This window comes from Sphingobacterium sp. SRCM116780 (assembly GCF_021442025.1).
In the GTDB taxonomy this organism is placed as follows: Bacteria; Bacteroidota; Bacteroidia; order Sphingobacteriales; family Sphingobacteriaceae; genus Sphingobacterium.
Window position 1 is genome coordinate 2,064,450 of sequence record NZ_CP090446.1, and the last position, 21,856, is coordinate 2,086,305.

At 34.9% G+C, this 21,856-nt stretch carries 15 protein-coding genes and 1 tRNA gene; 10 read left to right on the top strand and 6 right to left on the bottom strand.

The window, feature by feature from the left end; genetic code table 11:
• Positions 1–34: 34 nt before the first annotated feature.
• From LZQ00_RS09005 to gap, 6 genes are all read left to right on the top strand, one after another.
• Positions 35–751: a 3-ketoacyl-ACP reductase gene (locus LZQ00_RS09005; RefSeq protein WP_234514714.1), complete on the top strand. Its 717-nt coding sequence runs from the start codon at positions 35–37 to the stop codon at positions 749–751.
• Between the two features lie 53 nt (positions 752–804).
• Positions 805–1,869 (top strand): NADH:flavin oxidoreductase/NADH oxidase, encoded by a 1,065-nt coding sequence (locus tag LZQ00_RS09010; RefSeq protein WP_234514716.1) that lies wholly within the window; start codon positions 805–807, stop codon positions 1,867–1,869.
• Positions 1,870–1,871: 2 nt separating this feature from the next.
• Positions 1,872–2,264 (top strand): VOC family protein, encoded by a 393-nt coding sequence (locus LZQ00_RS09015; RefSeq protein ID WP_234514717.1) that lies wholly within the window; start codon positions 1,872–1,874, stop codon positions 2,262–2,264.
• 154 nt (positions 2,265–2,418) lie between these two features.
• Positions 2,419–3,462 carry an AI-2E family transporter gene (locus LZQ00_RS09020; protein WP_234514718.1) on the top strand — a complete coding sequence of 348 codons (1,044 nt, stop codon included), beginning with the start codon at positions 2,419–2,421 and terminating at the stop codon, positions 3,460–3,462.
• A gap of 91 nt (positions 3,463–3,553) precedes the next feature.
• The gene (locus tag LZQ00_RS09025) at positions 3,554–4,162 is read left to right on the top strand and encodes a TlpA family protein disulfide reductase (RefSeq protein ID WP_234514719.1); all 609 of its coding nucleotides are present in this window, start codon (positions 3,554–3,556) and stop codon (positions 4,160–4,162) included.
• A gap of 17 nt (positions 4,163–4,179) precedes the next feature.
• Positions 4,180–5,190, top strand: coding sequence for a type I glyceraldehyde-3-phosphate dehydrogenase (gene gap / locus LZQ00_RS09030; RefSeq protein WP_234514802.1), 1,011 nt, complete (start codon positions 4,180–4,182; stop codon positions 5,188–5,190).
• Between the two features lie 109 nt (positions 5,191–5,299).
• On the opposite strand, the gene LZQ00_RS09035 is transcribed toward gap, so the two are convergent.
• Positions 5,300–7,903: a TonB-dependent receptor gene (locus LZQ00_RS09035; RefSeq protein WP_234514720.1), complete on the bottom strand. Its 2,604-nt coding sequence runs from the start codon at positions 7,901–7,903 to the stop codon at positions 5,300–5,302.
• A gap of 349 nt (positions 7,904–8,252) precedes the next feature.
• Here LZQ00_RS09035 and LZQ00_RS09040 point away from each other — a divergent pair, with 349 nt between their 5' ends.
• Complete coding sequence (locus LZQ00_RS09040; protein ID WP_234514721.1) at positions 8,253–9,401, top strand: serine hydrolase domain-containing protein; 1,149 nt, start codon at positions 8,253–8,255, stop codon at positions 9,399–9,401.
• Positions 9,402–9,482: 81 nt separating this feature from the next.
• Positions 9,483–10,319, top strand: a complete 837-nt coding sequence (locus tag LZQ00_RS09045) for an MBL fold metallo-hydrolase (RefSeq protein WP_234514722.1) — start codon at positions 9,483–9,485, stop codon at positions 10,317–10,319.
• Between the two features lie 75 nt (positions 10,320–10,394).
• On the opposite strand, the gene LZQ00_RS09050 is transcribed toward LZQ00_RS09045, so the two are convergent.
• The 4 genes from LZQ00_RS09050 to rpe all read right to left on the bottom strand — a co-directional run bounded on the left by LZQ00_RS09050 (position 10,395) and on the right by rpe (position 17,571).
• Complete coding sequence (locus LZQ00_RS09050) at positions 10,395–11,285, bottom strand: hypothetical protein (RefSeq protein ID WP_234514723.1); 891 nt, start codon at positions 11,283–11,285, stop codon at positions 10,395–10,397.
• A 66-nt stretch (positions 11,286–11,351) separates the two neighbouring features.
• Positions 11,352–13,619 (bottom strand): aconitate hydratase, encoded by a 2,268-nt coding sequence (locus tag LZQ00_RS09055; protein WP_234514724.1) that lies wholly within the window; start codon positions 13,617–13,619, stop codon positions 11,352–11,354.
• Between the two features lie 63 nt (positions 13,620–13,682).
• The gene (locus tag LZQ00_RS09060) at positions 13,683–16,445 is read right to left on the bottom strand and encodes a bifunctional aconitate hydratase 2/2-methylisocitrate dehydratase (protein ID WP_234514725.1); all 2,763 of its coding nucleotides are present in this window, start codon (positions 16,443–16,445) and stop codon (positions 13,683–13,685) included.
• A 445-nt stretch (positions 16,446–16,890) separates the two neighbouring features.
• Complete coding sequence (rpe, locus tag LZQ00_RS09065) at positions 16,891–17,571, bottom strand: ribulose-phosphate 3-epimerase (protein WP_234514726.1); 681 nt, start codon at positions 17,569–17,571, stop codon at positions 16,891–16,893.
• Between the two features lie 169 nt (positions 17,572–17,740).
• Between rpe and LZQ00_RS09070 the strand changes: the two genes are divergently transcribed.
• Together LZQ00_RS09070 and LZQ00_RS09075 are read left to right on the top strand one after the other, a co-directional pair.
• Positions 17,741–19,855 (top strand): HD family phosphohydrolase, encoded by a 2,115-nt coding sequence (locus LZQ00_RS09070; RefSeq protein WP_234514727.1) that lies wholly within the window; start codon positions 17,741–17,743, stop codon positions 19,853–19,855.
• Between the two features lie 131 nt (positions 19,856–19,986).
• A tRNA-Ser gene (locus LZQ00_RS09075) sits at positions 19,987–20,076 on the top strand.
• A 1,154-nt stretch (positions 20,077–21,230) separates the two neighbouring features.
• Here the strand turns inward: LZQ00_RS09075 and LZQ00_RS09080 are convergent.
• Positions 21,231–21,683 carry a GNAT family N-acetyltransferase gene (locus tag LZQ00_RS09080; RefSeq protein WP_234514729.1) on the bottom strand — a complete coding sequence of 151 codons (453 nt, stop codon included), beginning with the start codon at positions 21,681–21,683 and terminating at the stop codon, positions 21,231–21,233.
• Positions 21,684–21,856: the final 173 nt, after the last annotated feature.

Below are 21,856 nucleotides of genomic sequence, written 5' to 3' on the forward strand. Positions count from 1 at the left end.
CATAAGCATCAAGTTGAATTTATATCTTTAAAACATGGAAAATATAGCAGGTAAAAGAGCATTAGTGACAGGAGGAGCTCGTGGATTAGGCAGAGCTGCTGCCGTGGCTTTAGCGAAAGAAGGTGTTCATGTTGCGATCACTGGTCGCAATGAAGAAAAATTAATAACAACAGTAGAAGAATTAAAAGCTTTAGGTGTAACAGCTACCTATGCTGTCTTTGATGTTTCAGATAGTGATGCTGTTCAAGAAGCCATTGATCAGTTAACCCATACTTTTGGAAATTTTGATATTGTAATTAATAATGCAGGGATTGCCTCATTTGGCACAGTAGCCGATATGGAACCACATACGTGGACTGACATCATCAATACGAACCTTTTAGGGACATATTATGTAACGAAAGCTGTATTACCTCAGTTAATATATAAAAATGAAGGAGATATTATCTTTGTATCTTCAACAGCTGGATTAAATGGTGCAGCAGGTACTTCTGCTTATAGTGCATCTAAATTTGCGGTAATCGGATTAGCGGATTCATTAATGCGTGAAGTACGTAAACATAATATTCGAGTATGTACATTAACGCCAAGTACCATTGCGTCCGATATGTCAAAAGATCTTGGTTTAACAAATGGTGACCCAGATTCGGTACTACAGCCCGAAGATTTTGCAGAACTAATAATTGCCAATTTGAAATTACCAAGAAGGGCCATGTTAAAATCGGCATCGCTATGGTCAACAAACCCATAATATTTTAAAGGAGCACATGCTCCTTTAATTTTTCACTTTATTTTCAAAAAAATATGAGTATCCTATTCTCCAGTTTGCAACTTAAACATATTCATCTAAAAAATAGATTGGTTGTCTCTCCAATGTGTCAGTATTCTGCGATTAATGGTTTTGCCAACAATTGGCATCTTGTACATTTAGGGCAGTTTGCCACTGGTGGAGCTGCCGCGGTCATTCAAGAAGCTACAGCTGTATCTCCAGAAGGTCGAATTAGCGCGAGCGATCTTGGAATTTGGAAAGATGAGCATATTGAAAAACTAAAAGAAATAACAACTTTCATTAAAGAAAATGATGCTGTTCCTGGGATTCAATTAGCACATGCTGGACGTAAAGCTAGTGCTGGAAAACCTTGGGTTGATCACCATCAAATAGCTCCAGATGAAGAAAATGGCTGGCAAAGCCTTGCTCCTTCAGCAATAGCTTTTAATCCAGAAAGAGAAAATGCTCCAATAGCCATGTCTCTTGAAGAGATACAAAAAACAGTTTTCTCTTTTCAACAGGCTACAAAAAGAGCTATAAACGCTGGATATGAAATTATTGAAATTCATGCTGCTCATGGTTATCTTATTCATCAGTTTCTTTCTCCTCTATCCAATAACAGAATAGATGAATATGGTGGATCTTTTGAGAACCGTGCCCGATTTCTCTATGAAATCGTACAAGCAATTAAAAAAGAACTAACAACTCAATCTTTATGGGTCCGAATCTCAGCGACAGATTGGGCTGATGGTGGATGGGATTTGGAACAGTCTATTAAACTTGCAAAAGAATTAAAAAAATTGGACGTAGAGGTTATTGATGTTTCTTCAGGTGGTGCAGTATATCATCAAAAAATTAAAGTCGAAAAAGACTATCAATTACCTTTTGCTGCTGCAATTAAAAAAGAAGTAGAAATCATAACGGCTACTGTTGGATTAATCAGGGAAGCTGATCATGCTGAGGAAATTTTGAAAGATGGAAAATCGGATATCATTATGATTGCAAGAGCATTTCTAAAAAATCCGCACCTACCCTTTCATTTTGCAGAGCAACTTGCAGACAATATCAAATGGCCATCACAATACGAACGCGCTAAATAGTTATGAAATTAAATCTTCAACATGTCCATCACATTGCTATCATTTGTAGTGATTATCAAAAATCTAAAAAATTTTATACAGATATTCTAGGTTTAGATATCATACAAGAGGTGTATCGTCAAGAGCGAGATTCTTATAAATTGGACCTAGCATTAAATGGTATTTATATCGTGGAGTTGTTTTCTTTCCCTAATCCTCCAAAACGGACTTCAGGACCTGAGGCTACAGGTTTAAGACATTTAGCTTTTGCAGTAACAGATATTGAAAAAGCTGTCGAGAATTTAGGTTACTCTGATATTATTGTGGAACCCATTAGAATAGATAGTTTAACACATAAAAAATTTACTTTTTTTGAAGATCCAGATGGATTACCGATTGAACTCTACGAAAATTAATAAATTTGAACGCTAGTTGTAAAAATAAGCTTTCTTTTTTTCGCGTTTCATCTATCTTCTTCAATTAGAATTGATATATTTAGAATATAAAACTTCTTATTTGCTCTCTACCATGAAACATAAACAGATAAATAATAATTCCATTAATCAGATTATGCTTATTATAATCATTCTTTTGATTTGTATCTTAATCTTCAAGAATTTATCTTATTATTTACCTGGTTTTTTAGGAGCGATTACACTTTATATTTTATTTCGAAACATCTATAATACGTTGACTGAAAAAAAGAAATGGAATAAATCATTCTCCAGTATTTTTTTGATTTCTCTATCGGTCATTTTTATTATTTTCCCGATTTGGGGTTTAATCAATTATTTGCTACCTCAATTGGAACAACTCATCCAAAATAAAGATGATCTTCTTTCCAAATTTGACTCCATAAAGGAGTATATGCACAATAAATCTATATTAAAAAATATCGATCTGTCAGATGAGGCTATCCTGAATTCTTTACAAAAAGGTGCAAAATATATCCCAAATATTCTGAATTCTGTAGCCGAGACTGTTATTAATATTATCGTAGCGCTATTTGTTCTCTATTTCATGCAATACTATAGTAAAGAAATGGAATCAACGATTTTGAATGCGATACCATTTTCGGAAAAAAGTAAAGAAGAACTATGGAGTGAAGTGAATATGATGGTCCGATCAAATGCGATTGGTATTCCAATTTTAGGTATATGCCAAGGTATTGTTGGAGCTGTAGGTTATTGGATTTTTGGAGTAGATAGTCCGATCTTGTTAGGAATTATTACGGCTATATCTACGATTATTCCCGTATTGGGCACCATGACCGTTTATGTACCCACTGCTATTTATCTATTAGCAATTGGTTCGACAGGAAATGCGATTGGATTGGCCTTATATGGATTCATATTAATTGGAGGTATAGATAATATTTTACGCTTCACAATTTTACGAAAATTAGGAGATGTACCGCCTTTAATAACCGTATTTGGGGTATTACTTGGTTTAAATCTATTCGGTATGTTAGGGCTAATTTTTGGGCCGCTCATTATCTCTTCTGTCCGTGTATTGTTAAAAGTTTATAGTAACGAATATGGAAGAAGCACCCCACAGATCATTGAGTCTACATCACTAGAGAGTTCCAATAATGACAATAACATAATTACATAGCAGCTTATACACTATAATGTCATTTATCAGCTTTTTTAAGTTTAAAATTCAATATTTTTTATAGTTTTGGTAGATAATACATACCATTACGATGAACAAAAAGTTAATATTAGGCATAACAGGAATTTTTACCGCTTCCTTGTTGTTTTCTTGTAATTCAAACAACAAAACCCAACAAACAGCTGATACGACAACACATGATGAGCATGAGGCACATGACCACAGTAATCATGATCACAGTGCTCATACTGAGGCTCCTACTACCATGTTAAAAGAAGTATCAAAAACACTTCCTGATTTCACTTTCTACCAATTGAAATCTGGCATTAAAGTTTCAAAATCTGATATATCCAAAGATAAAAATAATATTTTTGTCCTTTTTGATCCAGGATGTAGTCATTGTCAACAAGAAGCCATCGCTTTAGAGAAAAATATAGCCCGATTGAAAGATGTCAATATTTATTATGTATCAATGAATGATCCAGCCTTGATATTAGGTTTCTTTGACAATTTTGCTCCAAAGTTATCAAAACTGGATAACGTTGAAATTTTAGTAGATAAAAATCAAGAGTTTATTCAAAAAATTCATGTTCCAAATCAATTCCCAGCAAACTATGTGTATGGTGCTGATGGTCAGCTAAAAGCACACTGGGAAGGTGACAAAAATATAAACGAAGCAATTGCTGAATTTCATAAATAAAAATCAAACAATTTATGATGAATATTGCAATAAATGGGTTTGGACGTATTGGTCGTAATACACTTCGCAATATTTTCATTAGAAATGCTGATCGTCTAAAGGTCATTGCAATCAATGATCTAACGGATACAAAAACTCTAGCTCACCTGTTCAAATATGACTCTGTACATGGGCCATTCTCAGGTACAGTGGATTTTGATGAGAATCATTTAATTATTAATGGTCAGCAGATCATGGTCACAAATGAAAAAAATCCAGAGCATCTTCCTTGGAAATTATTGGATATTGATGTCGTAGTCGAATCTACAGGACATTTTACTACGCGTGAAAAAGCAAATTTACATTTGTTAGCGGGGGCAAAAAAAGTGATTATATCAGCTCCATCTCCAGATAAAGATATACCGACCATTGTATTGGGTATTAATGATAAAGACTTTGACTTAACTGTTCCTATCCTTTCCAATGCTTCTTGCACAACAAATAATGTTGCGCCATTGGTAAAAATATTAGATCAAAATTGGGGAATTAAAGATGGTTATATCACCACCGTACATTCGATGACTGGTGATCAGAACTTGCATGATGCTCCACATCGTGATCTTCGTCGCGCACGTGCTGCTTCTTCATCGATTATTCCAACGACTACTGGTGCAGCAAAAGCAATCACCAATGTCTTTACCCATCTCGAAGGGAAATTAGGAGGAGCTGGTATTCGTGTACCTGTCTTGAACGGTTCTTTAACTGACTTTACTTGTACACTCATTCATCAACCTACAGTAGCTGAAATCAACGCAAAGTTTAAGGAAGCTGCGGCAGGAGAACTAAAAAATGTATTATATTATACAGAAGATCCAATTGTCTCTGTTGATATCATTAACAATCCTTATTCCTGTGTTTTTGATGCTGAATTAACGTCGATTGTTGGGGGATTAGTTAAAGTTGTCGGTTGGTATGATAATGAATTTGGTTATTCAAATCGACTAGTCGATCTATTAGAAAAAATTAATAACCTTGAACCAAATAACTAACGTATCGAACCCCGAATGTACCTGTTATACTTGATAAAGTATTAAAATTAACTTCAATAAAAAAAGGGCTTTTTAAAGCCCTTTTTCTAAACTAAACAAACAAAACTTATTAAAATTTATACGTTAATGTCGTCATAAAACTTCTAGGTGGAATTGGATTCACACTATAGTTTTCATGAATATAATAATTGAAAGCATTGTTGATATTGGACATTTTTGCTAAAATACTCCAGTTTTTAAAAGCATAACCAGCCGATAGATCGACCGTTGTAAATGGACTAACAGTAATCAAACGATCAACACCGTCTCTTTCATTAATCTTCGTGTTATTCCATCCTGCATTTCTCCTGCCTGTATAGAATGCAGATACACCCAATTTCAAACCTTTAGCTCCACCATTTTGTAAGGTATAGAATATTGTTCCATTGGCAGTATGTGCAGTTGTTCCTACCAGACGAACATCTTCTTGGTTGCCAGAAACTTCTGTTACTTTTGGTGTGCCATCTACAACAGTTGTAATCTTCGTAATAGGGCTTGTTTCTGTATAACGCATATAGTTATAAGAATAACCTGCTAAGATATCTAAACCTGGAAAAAGAGAACCTGTCACATCAATTTCAACACCATCAGAAGCAGTTTTACCTGTAAATTTCTTCATATTAGTATCTCCGTTATCCGTTCCATCAGGTTTTACTAATAACTGTTGTGCAAACTTATTATTGTTGATTCTATACCAAGCTACATTTGCTGTTAAACGACCATTGAAGAAATCATTTTTAACCCCAGCTTCGTATTGATCAATTGTTGAAGGACCCATTGGTTGATAATTTACATCATAACCTGAATTTGACGTGAAGTTATTTGCATAAGTCACGTAAATACTAGAAGTAGGTATAGGTTGATAAATTAAACCAAATTTTGGAGACCAAGCTTGATCAACCTTTGCCCCTAATTCGTTTTTGTTAATGTCGACGTTCTTAACATCCTCCGTTACATCTGTTGCATAGGTATATTTCTTTCCATATGGAGTACGTTGATAGGTGTAACGTAAACCAGCCAGTACTTTAAATTGTTCTGTTAATTCAACTAAATCTTGAACAAAAACACCATAGCGATAAATATTTGTTGTTGTTCTCGTTAAGTAATCTGCCCCTGGCATATCTGTTCTTGCCCCCGTTTTTGTTACTTCAGGAACTGGAACCTTAGGATTTGCTAAATTATTTTCGAAATGACTAGGAATATAGGTATATACAGTTGATCCAATATCAAAAACATTAATATTATCGTATACAGCTCCCGGTGTAATAACTGGTGCTCCAGTTTTATCATAGGTTACTGTTCGCATGTTCAAAGAATTATCAATCGTATAGGCATATGCCTTGGTATTTGATTGATCGGCATCTGCACCAATTAGAATTTTATGCTTAATATGACCTGTTTTCACTTCTCCAGTCAAATTCAACTGTTGATTGAAACTTAACTCTTCTGATTTTGAACGTGTCAAATTTCGAGCAGCTATACCATTTGCATTTGCTTGAATACGATCTGATCCATAATAATCACGATCATAACTTTGGGAACTAGCAATGGCATTTAATTTCCAATTATCATTAAATTTATGATTTAAGTTAATTTGACCATTTGTAGAATTGGTATTATTGTATGCCCATACTGTATTTAAAAAAGTGTTACGACCTACCCCTTTGTTCAGTTTACCATCTACAGATCCTATACCAAAATCTGGCGTAAAATCACTTTTCAAATAATCAAATACAAAATTTAAATCGGTACGATCACTAATTTTGTATAATACAGAGGGGTTAACATATAATCGTTTAGAATTTACATGATCTCTGAAACTACCCGCTTTTTCATACGTACCGATGACCCGGAAAGCAACTTTATCCGAGATAGGTCCATAAACATCAACCGTTGGTTTATAAAAATCGTAACTACCGACACGCATAGAAGCTTCGCCACCATATTCAAACTTTGGTTTTTTTGTTACTAGATTTACAACAGCGCCACCCGAAACTCCACCATACAATAATGCAGAACTACCTTTCAAAATCTCAACAGATTCTAAAGTACTTGCTTCAATTGATCCACCATTGTTTGTGCGAGCTCCATTTTTGAAGATGTTATTTGCTCCAAGACTATATCCACGGGCATAGAAGGTTTCATTTACCCCTCCTCGATTTGCTCCCATAGCAACTCCATTCGCATTTTTTAAAGCATCGCTCAATCTATTGACTTGCTGATCAGCGATCACCTGTTCATTGATAATTTGAACACTTTGCGGTAAGTCTTTATCAAGAATTCCACTTTTACCAATATAAACAGTCTTGTTATTATGAGAATTATAACCATGCACTTCGACTTGATCCAGTTGAGATTCATTGATATCACCAACTAAACTCAAATGATGGGAAGATCCATTCACTACTTTGACTGTTTCTTCATCAATTACATTTCCTAAACTTTTAACAATGATTGTATAAACACCATCAGGCAACTTTGAAAATGTAAAAGAACCATCACTATTGGTTGATGTAGATTTTCCCAATTCTTTTACTGTAATAGTAGCAGCTTCTATTGGCTCTCCTGATTTATTTTTTAACTTACCTTGAATGCCGTTATGTTGTGCAACAGCATCCAATTGTACCCCTACCAATCCTAGACTTAATATCAATCCCAGGTATGACTTTTTCATATTTGTATGTTATTAGATTATTTATTTCGGATGCAAACATACATCTTTTTTCTTTTATTTAGAATTGTTTTAAATAAAAATAAACAAAATATCTAAACAAAAATTAACACGACGTCCCTATTATGATGATTTTCAATTTGATCCATTAATCAGCGTTAATCATTAGTTGGTTATTTTTTTTGAAACTGATAAGATTAAGATGCTAGTTGACTTAAATATTTTCTAAAAATAATTCATGAAACAAAACAGCCTTTTCTTACACAACTCTTCACACATACAGCATAAAAATGCAAATTGTTACCACAAGAGTTCGTAATTATTTTTACCTTTCAGAACTAATTTATAAATCATGAAAAAACACCTTGTCAATTTCCTAATTTGGATATTCATTATCCATCATACTGCACTTGCACAAACGTCTGCTGTGGATCAACAGATAATAGCTATCATGAATAAATATCAAACGATGGGGTTGTCTGTGGCTGTTGTAAAAGATAATCATCTTATTTACAACCAATCTTATGGGTGGAAAAATAAAGAATCTGCTCAACTGCTGAAGAATGACGATATTTTCAGAATTGCCTCTATTTCTAAATCATTTTCAGCAACAGCTATTATGCAATTAATAGAACAGAAAAAATGTCACTTAGACGATGATTTCAGTGATTTAATTGGGTTTAAAATCAGAAATCCAAATTTTCCTAATAAAAAAATAACCCTAAAAATGGTACTATCACATACTTCTAGTATCAATGATAAGAACGGTTATTTTGATTTGGATGTCATCAATCCTGATAAATCGGATAAATATGCGATTTCTTATAATCATTATGAACCAGGAACACAATACGAATATTGCAACCTAAACTTTAACATGATCGGAGCGGTTATCGAACGATTATCAGGACAACGATTTGACCTATATATCAAAGAGCATATTCTTGATCCTCTGCAATTGTATGCAGGATATTGCGTAGATTCTTTAGACAATACTAAGTTTGTAACACTCTATGAATACGATACGGTTAACAAACAACTCTCTCCTCAACCCTCAGCCTACAATCCAAGATCTGAAGAAATAAAGAATTACAAACTAGGTTATTCTACCCCTGCCTTTTCCCCTACTGGCGGAATGAAAATATCAGCTGTTGATTTGGCCAAATACATGATGATGCACATGAATTATGGTAAAGGATTGACCAACAAACGAATTATTAAAAAGGGTAGTTCCAAAATTATGCAGATTCCAATCACTTCTAATGAAGGATATGGTCTTGCCCTAAGAGTAAGTGACAAAATAATTCAGAATAAAACCTTAATCGGACATACAGGCTCAGCATATGGACTTTACAGTGCTATGTTCTCTGAACCAAAAGAAAAATTTGGTATAGTCGTCATTACGAATGGTTGTGCTATACCTCCGGATACATTTGATTTTAATCCTTTATTGCAAGCATGTATGAATACGTTATATACAGAATTGATCGCTAAAAAATAGTCCTATTATCTTATTGTTAAGAGGGTTATTTTATAAAACGAAACTAGTATATTCGTCATAAGAACTCAAAAGAACGATACCATGGAACTATATACAATTGAGACTCAAAATTTTAAATTAGATGGAGGTGCCATGTTTGGGGTAGTTCCTAAATCAATTTGGCATAAAACAAATCCAGCCGATGCAAATAATATGTGTACATGGACGAATCGGTTATTATTAATTGAAGAAGGATCTAAATTAATTCTTATTGATACTGGACTTGGAGATAAGCAATCTGAAAAGTTTTTTAGTCATTATTACTTACATGGTGATCATTCAATAGACAAATCTTTAGCGAAGTATGGTTTCAACAGAGAAGATATAACCGATGTGATCCTGACGCACTTACATTTTGACCATTGTGGAGGTGCAATAACACGAGTGGGAGATAAATTAAGACCTGCATTTACCAAGGCAAACTATTGGAGTAATGCCGAACACTGGAACTGGGCAGTCAATCCGAATCCAAGAGAAAAAGCTTCTTTTTTAGAAGAAAATATAAAACCAATCCAAGAAAGTGGACAATTAAAATTTGTAGAAAAGGAAACAAATCCATTTGGTTCCGCTATCCAAATCAGATATGCTCACGGACATACTGAATCCATGATGCTACCACAGATTCAATACAAAGGTAAAACGATCTTATATATGGCCGATTTATTACCTTCTGTTGGTCACATCCCTCTTCCCTATGTTATGGGTTATGATGTTCGCCCATTAACAACAATGGAGGAAAGAAAAAACTACTGGCAAGAAATTGTAGAACAAGAACATATTCTTTTCTTAGAACATGATTCCGTAAATGCATGTTGCACCTTACAACAAACCGAAAAAGGAATTCGATTAAAAGAAAGCTTTAAACTTTCGGATATTTAAAATAAGAGAGGCTGATTTTAAAAATCAGCCTCTCTTATTTTGCATGGATAAAGGGAATATCAGAAGATTTTGTTCTTAGAATTTAAAGCCTAATACCCAATAATTTTCGAAGAACCAAATCGACTGACTCGCTTTATCTATATTATTTCTACCAGTAGTCCGAATATTACTCAAATCTGTCCATCCTGTTTTAAAGCTTGTTTGCAGATACATCCATTTTAAGAAATGGTATTGCAATCCTACTTTTGCAGCTGCACCATAACCTGCAATATTCCAAAAATTATTCTCTCCTACACCAAATAAGCGCACATCTGTTCGCGGAACCAATAAACCTAGTTCAGCACCTGTTTCCATCGACAAATATGATTTTCCTGTTCTCGAAACCCAGATATCATCATGTCTTTCTAACGCAACAGAGGCAAAATTGTATCCGTCAGTATGTTCAAATTTCAATACTGAGTCTACTAAAGTAACCTCTTCACCATTATAAGTACCAGCCATACCACCAGTTGGAATACCTGGTTCAGATATTTCCGGACTAATATGTCCTTTAATTCTTACGGTCTGCGGAATATCAACCACATATTTCATATGGTCCCAACCTAATGAAATCGAATAATTGTCTTTAATAAAATATCCAAAATGAAAATTAAACTGCGGAATCGAAATCGTTGCTGGATTAATATAGGTCATGGAAAGCTTTGTCGGTCTATCCGCAGCTTTCACATCCAATAATGTGAAGTCATACCCCGTTCCTTTGAAACGGATATCACTTTTAGCATAAGAAGAGAAATTATAGCCCCAATGAAAATAAAACTTACCCTCATTACTTTGGGTACGTGAATACTTAGGATTAAAAATACTCTTAGCAATTGGCTTTGAAGAAGTTTCAGCAATATTATCTTGAGCGAATAAAGATGAAGCAGACACTGTTAGCACACTTAAGGCTAATAAAAATTTATTCATATTCATGTACATAAAAAACCCAGCACAAAAGTACCGGGTTATAAATTGATAAGCAAATAATTAAAGTTATTTTACTTGATTTTTGCGAATAATATTCAAAGCACCGCCTTCTTTAAACCACTCAATCTGTTGAGCATTGTAAGTATGGTTTGCTAAGATTTGATCTTCAGTTCCATCAGCATGATGAAATACCAAAGTTAATGGTTTTCCTGGAGCGAATGTTGTTAAACCTAAGATATCGATTGTATCGTTTTCTTGTATTTTATCGTAGTCTTCTTTATTAGCAAAAGTCAAACCTAACATCCCTTGTTTCTTCAAGTTCGTCTCGTGAATACGAGCAAAAGATTTAACCAATACAGCACGTACACCTAAGTGACGAGGTTCCATAGCAGCATGTTCACGTGAAGATCCCTCACCGTAGTTTTCATCACCAACTACGATAGATCCAACACCAGCAGCTTTATAAGCACGTTGCGTAGCAGGAACTGGCCCGTATTGACCTGTTAATTGATTTTTAACTGAATCTGTTTTTTCGTTGAAATAGTTAACTGCACCAATCAACATATTGTTGGAAATGTTATCTAAGTGACCACGATATTTCAACCAAGGACCAGCCATAGAAATATGGTCAGTAGTACATTTACCTTTCGCTTTGATCAATAATTTCAAACCCTTCAAGTCCGTACCTTCCCAAGCAGCAAACGGGGCTAACAATTGAAGACGATCAGAATTAGGATCAACATCAATTACTACAGATGAACCATCTGCAGCAGGAGCTTGGTAACCTGCATCTTCTACGTCAAATCCTTTTGTTGGTAACTCATCACCTGTAGGAGGATCCAATCGAACTTGTTCACCGTTTGCATTTGTTAATGTATCTGTTAATGGGTTGAAACCTAAATCACCAGAGATTGCAATAGCAGCAACCAATTCTGGAGAAGCTACGAAAGCAAAAGTATTTGGGTTACCATCAGCACGTTTTGCAAAGTTACGGTTGAACGAATGAACAATTGTATTTTTTTCTTGTTTATCAGCACCCACACGATCCCACATACCAATACATGGACCACAAGCATTTGTAAAGATAGTTGCGTTCAGATCTTCGAAAGTTTTCAATAAACCATCGCGATCTGCAGTATAACGAACCTGCTCAGAACCTGGATTGATACCAAATTCAGCTTTTGTTACTAATCCTTTATCAATAGCTTGTTTAGCAATTGAAGCTGCGCGTGACAAATCTTCATAAGAAGAGTTGGTACATGAACCGATCAGTCCCCACTCGACTTTTGTTGGCCAACCATTTTTAGCAGCCTCTTCACGCATACGTGAAACAGGTGTATATAAATCCGGAGTGAAAGGGCCATTCAAAGAAGGCTCCAACTCAGATAAATTAATTTCAATCACTTGATCAAAATATAATTCAGGGTTTGCATACACCTCAGCATCAGCAGTTAAGTGTTCTTTAATTGCATTTGCCGCATCAGCAACATCGGCACGATCAGTAGCACGTAAATAACGTTCCATGGATTCGTCATATCCAAAAGTTGATGTAGTAGCACCAATTTCAGCACCCATGTTACAGATTGTACCTTTACCAGTACAAGACATAGAAGTGGCACCTTCACCGAAATATTCTACGATAGCACCAGTACCACCTTTTACAGTTAAGATACCTGCAACTTTCAAGATAACATCTTTAGGAGCAGTCCAACCACTTAATTTTCCGGTCAATTTAATACCGATCAATTTAGGGAATTTTAGCTCCCAAGGTAAACCAGCCATCACATCACATGCATCAGCACCTCCAACACCTATAGCTAACATACCTAAACCACCAGCATTTACAGTATGAGAGTCAGTGCCGATCATCATACCTCCAGGGAAAGCATAATTTTCCAATACAACTTGGTGAATAATACCTGCTCCTGGTTTCCAGAAACCGATACCATATTTATTTGCAACAGAACCTAAGAAATTAAAAACTTCTTTTGATTCCGTATTTGCTCTTTGTAAATCGACTTCAGCACCTGCTTTTGCTTGAATCAAGTGATCACAATGTACTGTAGAAGGAACAGCCGCTTGTGCACGACCTGCTTGCATAAACTGCAATAATGCCATTTGAGCAGTTGCATCCTGCATCGCTACACGGTCTGGAGCGAAGTCTACATAAGATACTCCTCTATCGTATGTTTCAGTTGCATTACCATCCCATAAGTGAGTATATAAAATTTTCTCAGATAGGGTCAAAGGTTTATTCACCAATTTACGAGCAGCGTTCACACGTTCCTCATAACGGCTATATACCTTTTTAATCATTTCTATATCAAAAGCCATATATTTCTAATTTATGATATTTATCTAGTTAATTACTAAAACGTCAATATTAAATATTAGTTTTTACTTTGTCGAAATAGGCGCAAATTTAGTTAAGTTGATACCATCAACAGCAGCTTTGTACTCTTCCATGTTTGGAATTCTACCTAAGATGGCAGAAAGCACAACAACTGGAGTAGATGCCAATAAAGATTCACCTTTTTTACCATCTCTGTCTTCAACCACACGACCTTGGAAAAGACGTGTAGAAGTCGCCATTACAGTATCACCTTTTGCAGCCTTTTCTTGATTACCCATACAAAGGTTACAACCAGGACGCTCTAAATACATGATGTTTTCGTATTCCGTACGAGCTGTACTTTTTGGTAAAATATCACTAAATTCGAAACCAGAATATTTCTGTAAGTATTCCCAATCTCCTTCTGCTTTCAACTCATCAATGATGTTGTAAGTTGGAGCAGCGACAACTAAAGGTGCATTAAATTTAACTTCACCTAGTTGTTTCTCTACGTTCTTAAGCATTTGAGAAACGATTTTTAAATCATCTTTGTGCACCATACAAGAACCTACGAAACCTAGATCTACTTTTTTATCACCACCGTAGTAAGACAACTCTCTAATGGCATCATGCGTATAACGCTTAGAAACATCAACGTTGTTCACATCAGGGTCTGCAATCATTGGTTCATCAATAATATCAAGATCAATAACCACCTCAGCATAATATTTAGCATTTGCATCTGGAGTTAAAGCTGGTTTTACACCCGTTTTAATTTCTTCGATACGTTTATTAGCTTTATCAATTAGACCCTGTAATACTTGATTTTTGTTTTCCATACCCTTATCAATCATGATTTGGATACGGTTCTTAGCGATTTCCAATGATTGAATTAACGTATCGTCTTGAGAAATACAGATAGAAGCTTTTGCTTTCATCTCTGCAGTCCAATCCGTAAATGTAAATGCCTGATCGGCAAGAAGCGTACCGATATGCACCTCGATAATTCTACCTTGGAATACATTCTCTCCACCAAATTGTTGTAACATTTGGGATTGTGTAGCATGAACCACATCACGGAAATCCATGAATGGCTTCATGTTACCTTTAAATGTTACTTTTACAGATTCTGGAATTGGCATAGACGCTTCACCAGTCGCTAATGCTAACGCAACAGTTCCTGAGTCAGCTCCAAAAGCAACACCTTTTGACATACGTGTATGTGAGTCACCACCAATAATGATCGCCCAATCATCAATAGTAATATCATTTAATACTTTGTGAATAACGTCTGTCATAGCGTGGTATTCCCCTTTAGGATCACGAGCTGTGATTAACCCGAAGTCATTCATGAACTTCATCAATTTAGGGATATTAGCTTGCGCTTTCTTGTCCCATACAGATGCTGTGTGACATCCGGATTGGTATGCACCATCTACTGTTGGAGAAATGACTTTTGCAGCCATTGCCTCTAACTCTTGAGAGGTCATTAAACCTGTAGTATCTTGAGAACCTACGATGTTCACTTTAACACGAACGTCAGAACCAGCGTGTAACACTTTTCCTGGAGTTTTACCTACCGCGTTATTATTGAATATTTTCTCAACAGCTGTTAGACCCTGATTTTCAACTGAAATTTCTTTAGAAGGAGCAAATACAGTTGGCATTTCAATACCTAAAACTTCAGCAGCAAATGTTTGGATTTTCTTACCAAATACAATTGCATACGAGCCTCCAGCTTTTATAAACTCTCTTTTCTGAGGAGTAAGTGCTTTAGAGATGTCGATTAACTCTTGATCTCCATGATATAATTTTTCAGTCTTTGTATTGATGGTAAGAACAGTACCTGTAGCAACAGAGTAAACTTGTTCTAAAACCGGTTCATTATTTTCATTACGAATAACATCACCGTTTGCATCAACTTTTTTCTTCCAGTTTTGAAGATCGATTCCAATACCACCCGTAACATCTACTGTAGTAAGGAAAATTGGCGAAATACCGTTCGTACCACCCACGATTGGAGCAATATTGACAAATGGAATATAAGGACTCGCTTGTTTACCTGTCCATAACGCTACATTGTTTACGCCAGACATTCTAGAAGAACCTACTCCCATTGTACCTTTTTCAGCAATCAACATCACACTAGCATCTGGGTGTTGTGCCTGTAAAGCTTTAATTTCTTGCTGCACTTCTGGAGTGATCATACATTTACCATGAAGCTCACGATCCGAACGAGAGTGTGCCTGGTTACCAGGAGATAATAAATCCGTAGAAATATCACCTTCACCTGCGATAAAAGTAACCACTTTTATTTCTTCTGCTAATTCTGGTAGTTTAGTAAAAAATTCAGCTTGAGCATAACTTTCAAGAATCTCTTTTGCAATTGCATTACCACTAGTAAAAGCATTTTTTAAACGCGTTGTGTCTGCTTCATAAAGGAAAACTTGTGTTTTAAGAACTTCTGCAGCTTGCTTAGCAATAACCACATCATGACCTAACGCGAGATCTAAGAGCACCTCGATAGAAGGACCACCTTTCATATGAGATAATAACTCAAATGCGTAAGTTGGAGTAATTTCTGCAACTACCTCTTTTCTTAGAATAATTTCTTTTAAAAACGTTGCTTTTACACCCGCTGCACTAGTCGTACCAGATAAGGTATTGTAAATAAACAACTTCAGAGAATCTGCTCTGTTTTCGTTATTTAGATCTTTAATTTGAGCAATAACCTCACTTAATAATTCTGCTCCATCAATTGGTTTAGGATTTAATCCTTGATCTTTTCGTTCTACAACCTCTTGTAAGTAATCGTTGTAAATACTCATAGTTTATCAGTCTTTTATATGTTAAAGGTAGCTCAAAAAATACACATTGCTATTTTTTAATACGACCACAAGTTTAATAAATTAAGCCAAAAAAATAACATTTCATGCGTAACACGATGACACGTAAATTTAGCTTCACACTTCCTTGATTTTAATGATCAATTTTCAATAAAATGTTAGTACAAAAATACTAAAAATCAATGGTTAATAACCATCCTTGAGATTTATTCCCTCAATTTGGAAATATTCTAAACAAGAATTATTTTCCATTGACAAAAGAAAATAAACCTCTAAAAAACAATCATTTGTACCTCACCATTTTAAAAATACACCTTGACAAGATTTGAAAATTTTGACCCTTATATTAAATATTATGTCAGCAAAGCGTATAAAAAAGGGGAAAATCATGTCTGATTTTCCCCTTTTAATATTATTTTTATTTTGATTAAATACTTTTCAGCTGACTATCAACAGCTTTGAGATCAGCAATAGCTTGCGTTGGATCAGATGCCGCAAATACCGAATTACCTGCAACCAATACATCAGCACCCGCTTGCAAAAGAGCTCCTGCATTACTGACTCCTACTCCCCCGTCAATTTCAATCAATAATCCATCATTTACTCCCGCTGCCATCGCGCGCAACTGTTTTACTTTATTATAGGTGTTCTGGATAAATTTCTGTCCCCCAAAACCAGGGTTAACAGACATTATACAAACCAAGTCCAAATCTGCAATTACATCTGCCAATAAAGAAACGGATGTATGTGGATTTAATGCCACTCCTGCTTTACAGCCCAATTCTTTTATCGCAGCTAATGTCCTGTGCAAATGTGTACAAGCTTCATAATGTACCGTAATGATTTCAGCGCCAGAATCCTTACAAACTTGTAGATAACGATCTGGATCAACAATCATTAGATGTACGTCTAATGGTTTTGTAGCGTGCTTAGCAATAGCCTGCATCACAGGAAAACCAAAAGAAATATTGGGTACAAATACACCATCCATGATATCGATATGAAACCAATCGGCTTCACTTTTGTTTACCATTACAATATCATCATACAATTTGGCGAAATCCGCAGCCAAAACTGAAGGTGCAATAAGATGCTTTTTACTTGACATGAGTCTTTGATTTGTTTTTACAAAGATAATTAAGTCTAGCGGATGGTTCGAATTTAAATCAAAAAAATTAAATATCCTGCTGATTACAATATATAATAGCCTTTATAATAGATCATTTTTAAGTACATTTGTTTGAGTAATTCTTTTTATCCAATAGCAATTCATTTCTGTGAGTAGATTAAAAATTAAATATAAACGCGAAACCGACAGCAGTTTGAACCTCATTAGCAAAATAGGTTTAATACTAGCGACCATTATTCTTATTTGTATTTTCCTACCAAAACAAGCTCGTTTTCGTTACGAATTTCAAAAAGGTAAAGTTTGGAATCATGAGAACTTAATTTCCCCTTATAATTTTGCGATTCTTAAAACACAAGAAGAGTTAAATGAGGACAAGAAAAATATTCTTAAAACTATACAACCTATTTATGATGTTAATCAAACCATAAGCAGAGAGCAGGTTGATCAATTTGGAACGGATTTAGCTGAAAAATGGCAAACCAATAAATTAGACACAACACCTCAGAAAATTCAAGATTACCGTGCTGTCGGAAATGATATTTTAACCCATTTGTATAGCCGTGGAATTTTATCGCTTAATAATAGATTTCAAAATCGTAACGACGATAAAAGTCTTGCTGCAAAACAGTATAATTTCACGCTCATACAAGATAAAGTAGCCACACAAAAAAACACAGCTGATTGTTATACCATAGAGTCATCGTACGAGTATGCAAATTCTGTACTTACCAATTCCAATAAAATTGTATACAAAAAGTGGTTACTGGAAACGTTAAAAAATTACATCACCCTCAATTATGTCTACAATGACCAACAGACAGAACGTTTAGAACAAAATGCACTGGCCAATATTTCTTCCACTAGAGGGGTTGTACAAAAGGGAGAACTCATTGCTGAAAAAGACAAAATAATCAGCAATGAAACTTATCAAAAATTAGAATCCTTACGGAAAATATATGAAGATGAAGGTAAAATATCTGGAAACCAAACTTATGTTACCCTTGGACAATTTTTAATCATCTCTCTTGCTCTGTTCATTTTAATGATATTCCTATATCTTTTCAGAAAAGACATCTATTATAATAACCGACTATTAACCATCATTATGATTGTGATCATAGGGATGCTTGCCGTATTGTCATGGGCCATTAAAATAAAAATTCCAAATCTATATTATATTCCCTTTTGTTCCGTTCCTATTATCATTCGTATTCTATTTGACTCTAGAGTTGCGCTCAATATACACCTCCTCATGGTGCTATTGGCGGCCCTATTTGTTCCAAATTCATATGAATTTGTATTCTTACAATTCATGGCAGGAATAGTAGCCATTTACAGCATTAAGTCATTAGTTAAAAGGGAACAATTCTTCATTTCATCTGCCATCATATTAGCCACTTATCTCACTGCATACTTTGGACTCTTGTTGACTCGAAATGGCTCCTTAAGCACCATTAATTTAATGGACATTGTGCCATTTATTGTGAGTGTGATGATCACCTTAATGGCTTATCCATTGGTATATGCTTTTGAAAAATTATTTGGAATTGTATCTGATTTGACATTAATGGAGCTAACAAATAGTAATTCAAAATTACTTCGAGAACTTTCATTTAAAGCTCCAGGTACTTTCCAGCATTCACTTCAAGTTGCAAATTTAGCTGAAGCTGCAATTTATCGAATTGGTGGCAATCCATTATTAGTTAGAGCAGGAGCACTTTATCATGATATTGGTAAAATGACAAGTCCACAATTCTTCATTGAGAATCAAAAAACGGAAAAGAATCCACACGATGAACTATCACCAGAACAAAGTGCACAGATTATTATTTCCCATGTGATCAAAGGTGTGGAGATCGCTAAGAAAAATCAACTACCAGATGTGATTATAGATTTTATCAAAACGCATCATGGCACGACACAAGTTGATTATTTTTATAATCTATTTATTAAAAACAACCCTGACAAGCTGGTTGATGAAAGCTTATATCAGTATCCAGGTCCTATCCCATTCTCCAAAGAAACGGCTGTTTTGATGATGGCAGACTCGGTTGAAGCGGCTTCTAGAGCATTAAAAGAACACACTGAAGAGTCTATCAACAAATTAGTAGATAAAATCATTGAGCACAAATTGAAGCTCAATCAATTTGCAAACAGTAATATTACATTAAAAGAAATTACAGAATCAGCACATATATTTAAAGCCATGTTAAAGAGTATTTATCATGTGCGCGTGGATTACGATTTAAGTAAGAAAAAATAATTGAATTTTATTACAGCAGCAATAAATTGACAGACAATAGCTTACTAAGAGCTTATCTTATTTTTATGTTTTTTTATAAAATACGCTTTGCAAAATAAAATAATTGCTTTATGTTTGCATTGTCAAAACACGGAAGGGTGCCTGAGTGGCCGAAAGGAACAGTTTGCTAAACTGTCGTACTGGAAACGGTACCGCGGGTTCGAATCCCGCCTCTTCCGCCAAGACAAAATAAAGCCCGACGATAGTCGGGTTTTGTTGTTTATATACGTTTGTAAACGCAAGTTTTAACAAAAAGTATATGACAACAAAAATAATGAACGAAGTGAATGGCTTTATTTTGTATTGAAGCCTCCCCCTTCAGGGATCATGGAGTAATCCGCCTCTTCCGCCAAGACAAAATAAAGCCCGACAATAGTCGGGTTTTATTGTTTATATACGTTTGTAAACGCAAGTTTTAACAAAAAGTATATAAACAACAAAAAATAATGAACGAAGTGAATGGCTTTATTTTGTCTTGAAGCCTCGGATCAAGTGGAATTGTTGGCGGGAATACTTTTAAGCATACAGTTTCATTCTAATTTCAGATACCTCGAAAAAACTTACAAGGTGTTGGTCAAGTAGCTTTATAAATCATATAATCTTTAATGCTTTTTCTCATTTTTGATAGAAAATATAGCTATCTGAGAGAAGAGCATCCAATAAATCTTCTGTCTTCTTCAATCATTCATGGATTTTATCTGAGTTTAAAATCCATGATTGTACTAACCAAGCTGATTATTACTTGTAAAACCATACTCCTGAGCCGAGGATGAAGTGTGGATAAAGCAGGGATAAAGCATATGCTAGGCGTTGTAAAAGCGTTTCTTCGAGAAGAACCATCATAGCAGATGATTTGCACAGATAAATTGCAGGTTAAGCATGTTAAGTTGATACGTGTATACCTTTATAGCGATCTGTAGTACGACTATAGGATGAGTTTAGAACAACTGTCGATCGACTGTTTTTTGAGTAGGTTTCAGTTATTGTTCAAGTTGGTTCTGAAAGGGGTTCAAAACTGACTTGACTACACTTTGGTTGGGGAAAGAGTTTTACTTGCCTTGTTCTTGAAGATATATGGAATGGAGACCTTACACCTATCACAGGTCGGCTAAGACACAACTGTATATGCATCGTAGTATGTACGAATAAGTACCGAACATTGTTGGCACTTCTATGGACTTTAAAGGACTTACATGGACTTTCAAGGACTTTTGATTGAGACAAAACAAAAAGCCTTACTTAGATTGTTTTTTTTCGTTTTATAAAAATGAAATTTCTTGTGCGTCAATATTGGTAATAGTTAACGTTCTTTTATTTCATTAGCTATCCTCAAAAATTATTGTTGATCAGACTTTAAGATTTTCCAATTTTCGGCAGTCATTTGAAATTTCACTTCACCTTTTCCATGAGTACCGATTTCTGTCCAACCTAATTTACGGTAAAATGTCTCTGCTCTTGTATTCGGAGCAGTACCTAACCAAACATGTTCAACAGTTTTACTGAAATACCAATTAAGCATTACATCATGCAGCTGTTTACCGATACCTTGTCTGTCAAAATCGGGATGAACAAATAATGCCCAGACATTATTTTCCTGTAGGCCAATGATCGAAAATCCAACAATCTGATCTTCTATTTGGTAAACCCAGCCTTTTCCTCTTTTTGTAATAAATTCCTCACAGTCTTGATCCGACACAAGATTCGGATCCGATAACATATTTTCCTTTACAGAATTCCTTACTCTTTGAATCTGCTTTATATCTCCTACAATTGCTTCTCTCAAGTTCATATTATGGTTTTTTATTAAACGATCTAAGCAGTTTTAAATTTAATATATCTATTTTCATTGAAGAACTATACTAAACTACAAAAATTCGTCAACAAGGATTCCTGAAGAGGTTTGGTCTTAATAAAGTCTAATAGAAAAGAGTAGCATTGTAATTGTATATTTCATATTATTTG

Bases quoted from the DNA above. Each gene is read 5' to 3' on its own strand.
- LZQ00_RS09005 (WP_234514714.1), top strand. From the start codon at position 35: ATGGAAAATATAGCAGGTAAAAGAGCATTAGTGACAGGAGGAGCTCGT.
- LZQ00_RS09010 (WP_234514716.1), top strand. From the start codon at position 805: ATGAGTATCCTATTCTCCAGTTTGCAACTTAAACATATTCATCTAAAA.
- LZQ00_RS09015 (WP_234514717.1), top strand. From the start codon at position 1,872: ATGAAATTAAATCTTCAACATGTCCATCACATTGCTATCATTTGTAGT.
- LZQ00_RS09020 (WP_234514718.1), top strand. From the start codon at position 2,419: ATGCTTATTATAATCATTCTTTTGATTTGTATCTTAATCTTCAAGAAT.
- LZQ00_RS09025 (WP_234514719.1), top strand. From the start codon at position 3,554: ATGAACAAAAAGTTAATATTAGGCATAACAGGAATTTTTACCGCTTCC.
- gap (WP_234514802.1), top strand. From the start codon at position 4,180: ATGAATATTGCAATAAATGGGTTTGGACGTATTGGTCGTAATACACTT.
- LZQ00_RS09035 (WP_234514720.1), bottom strand. From the start codon at position 7,903: ATGAAAAAGTCATACCTGGGATTGATATTAAGTCTAGGATTGGTAGGG.
- LZQ00_RS09040 (WP_234514721.1), top strand. From the start codon at position 8,253: ATGAAAAAACACCTTGTCAATTTCCTAATTTGGATATTCATTATCCAT.
- LZQ00_RS09045 (WP_234514722.1), top strand. From the start codon at position 9,483: ATGGAACTATATACAATTGAGACTCAAAATTTTAAATTAGATGGAGGT.
- LZQ00_RS09050 (WP_234514723.1), bottom strand. From the start codon at position 11,285: ATGAATAAATTTTTATTAGCCTTAAGTGTGCTAACAGTGTCTGCTTCA.
- LZQ00_RS09055 (WP_234514724.1), bottom strand. From the start codon at position 13,619: ATGGCTTTTGATATAGAAATGATTAAAAAGGTATATAGCCGTTATGAG.
- LZQ00_RS09060 (WP_234514725.1), bottom strand. From the start codon at position 16,445: ATGAGTATTTACAACGATTACTTACAAGAGGTTGTAGAACGAAAAGAT.
- rpe (WP_234514726.1), bottom strand. From the start codon at position 17,571: ATGTCAAGTAAAAAGCATCTTATTGCACCTTCAGTTTTGGCTGCGGAT.
- LZQ00_RS09080 (WP_234514729.1), bottom strand. From the start codon at position 21,683: ATGAACTTGAGAGAAGCAATTGTAGGAGATATAAAGCAGATTCAAAGA.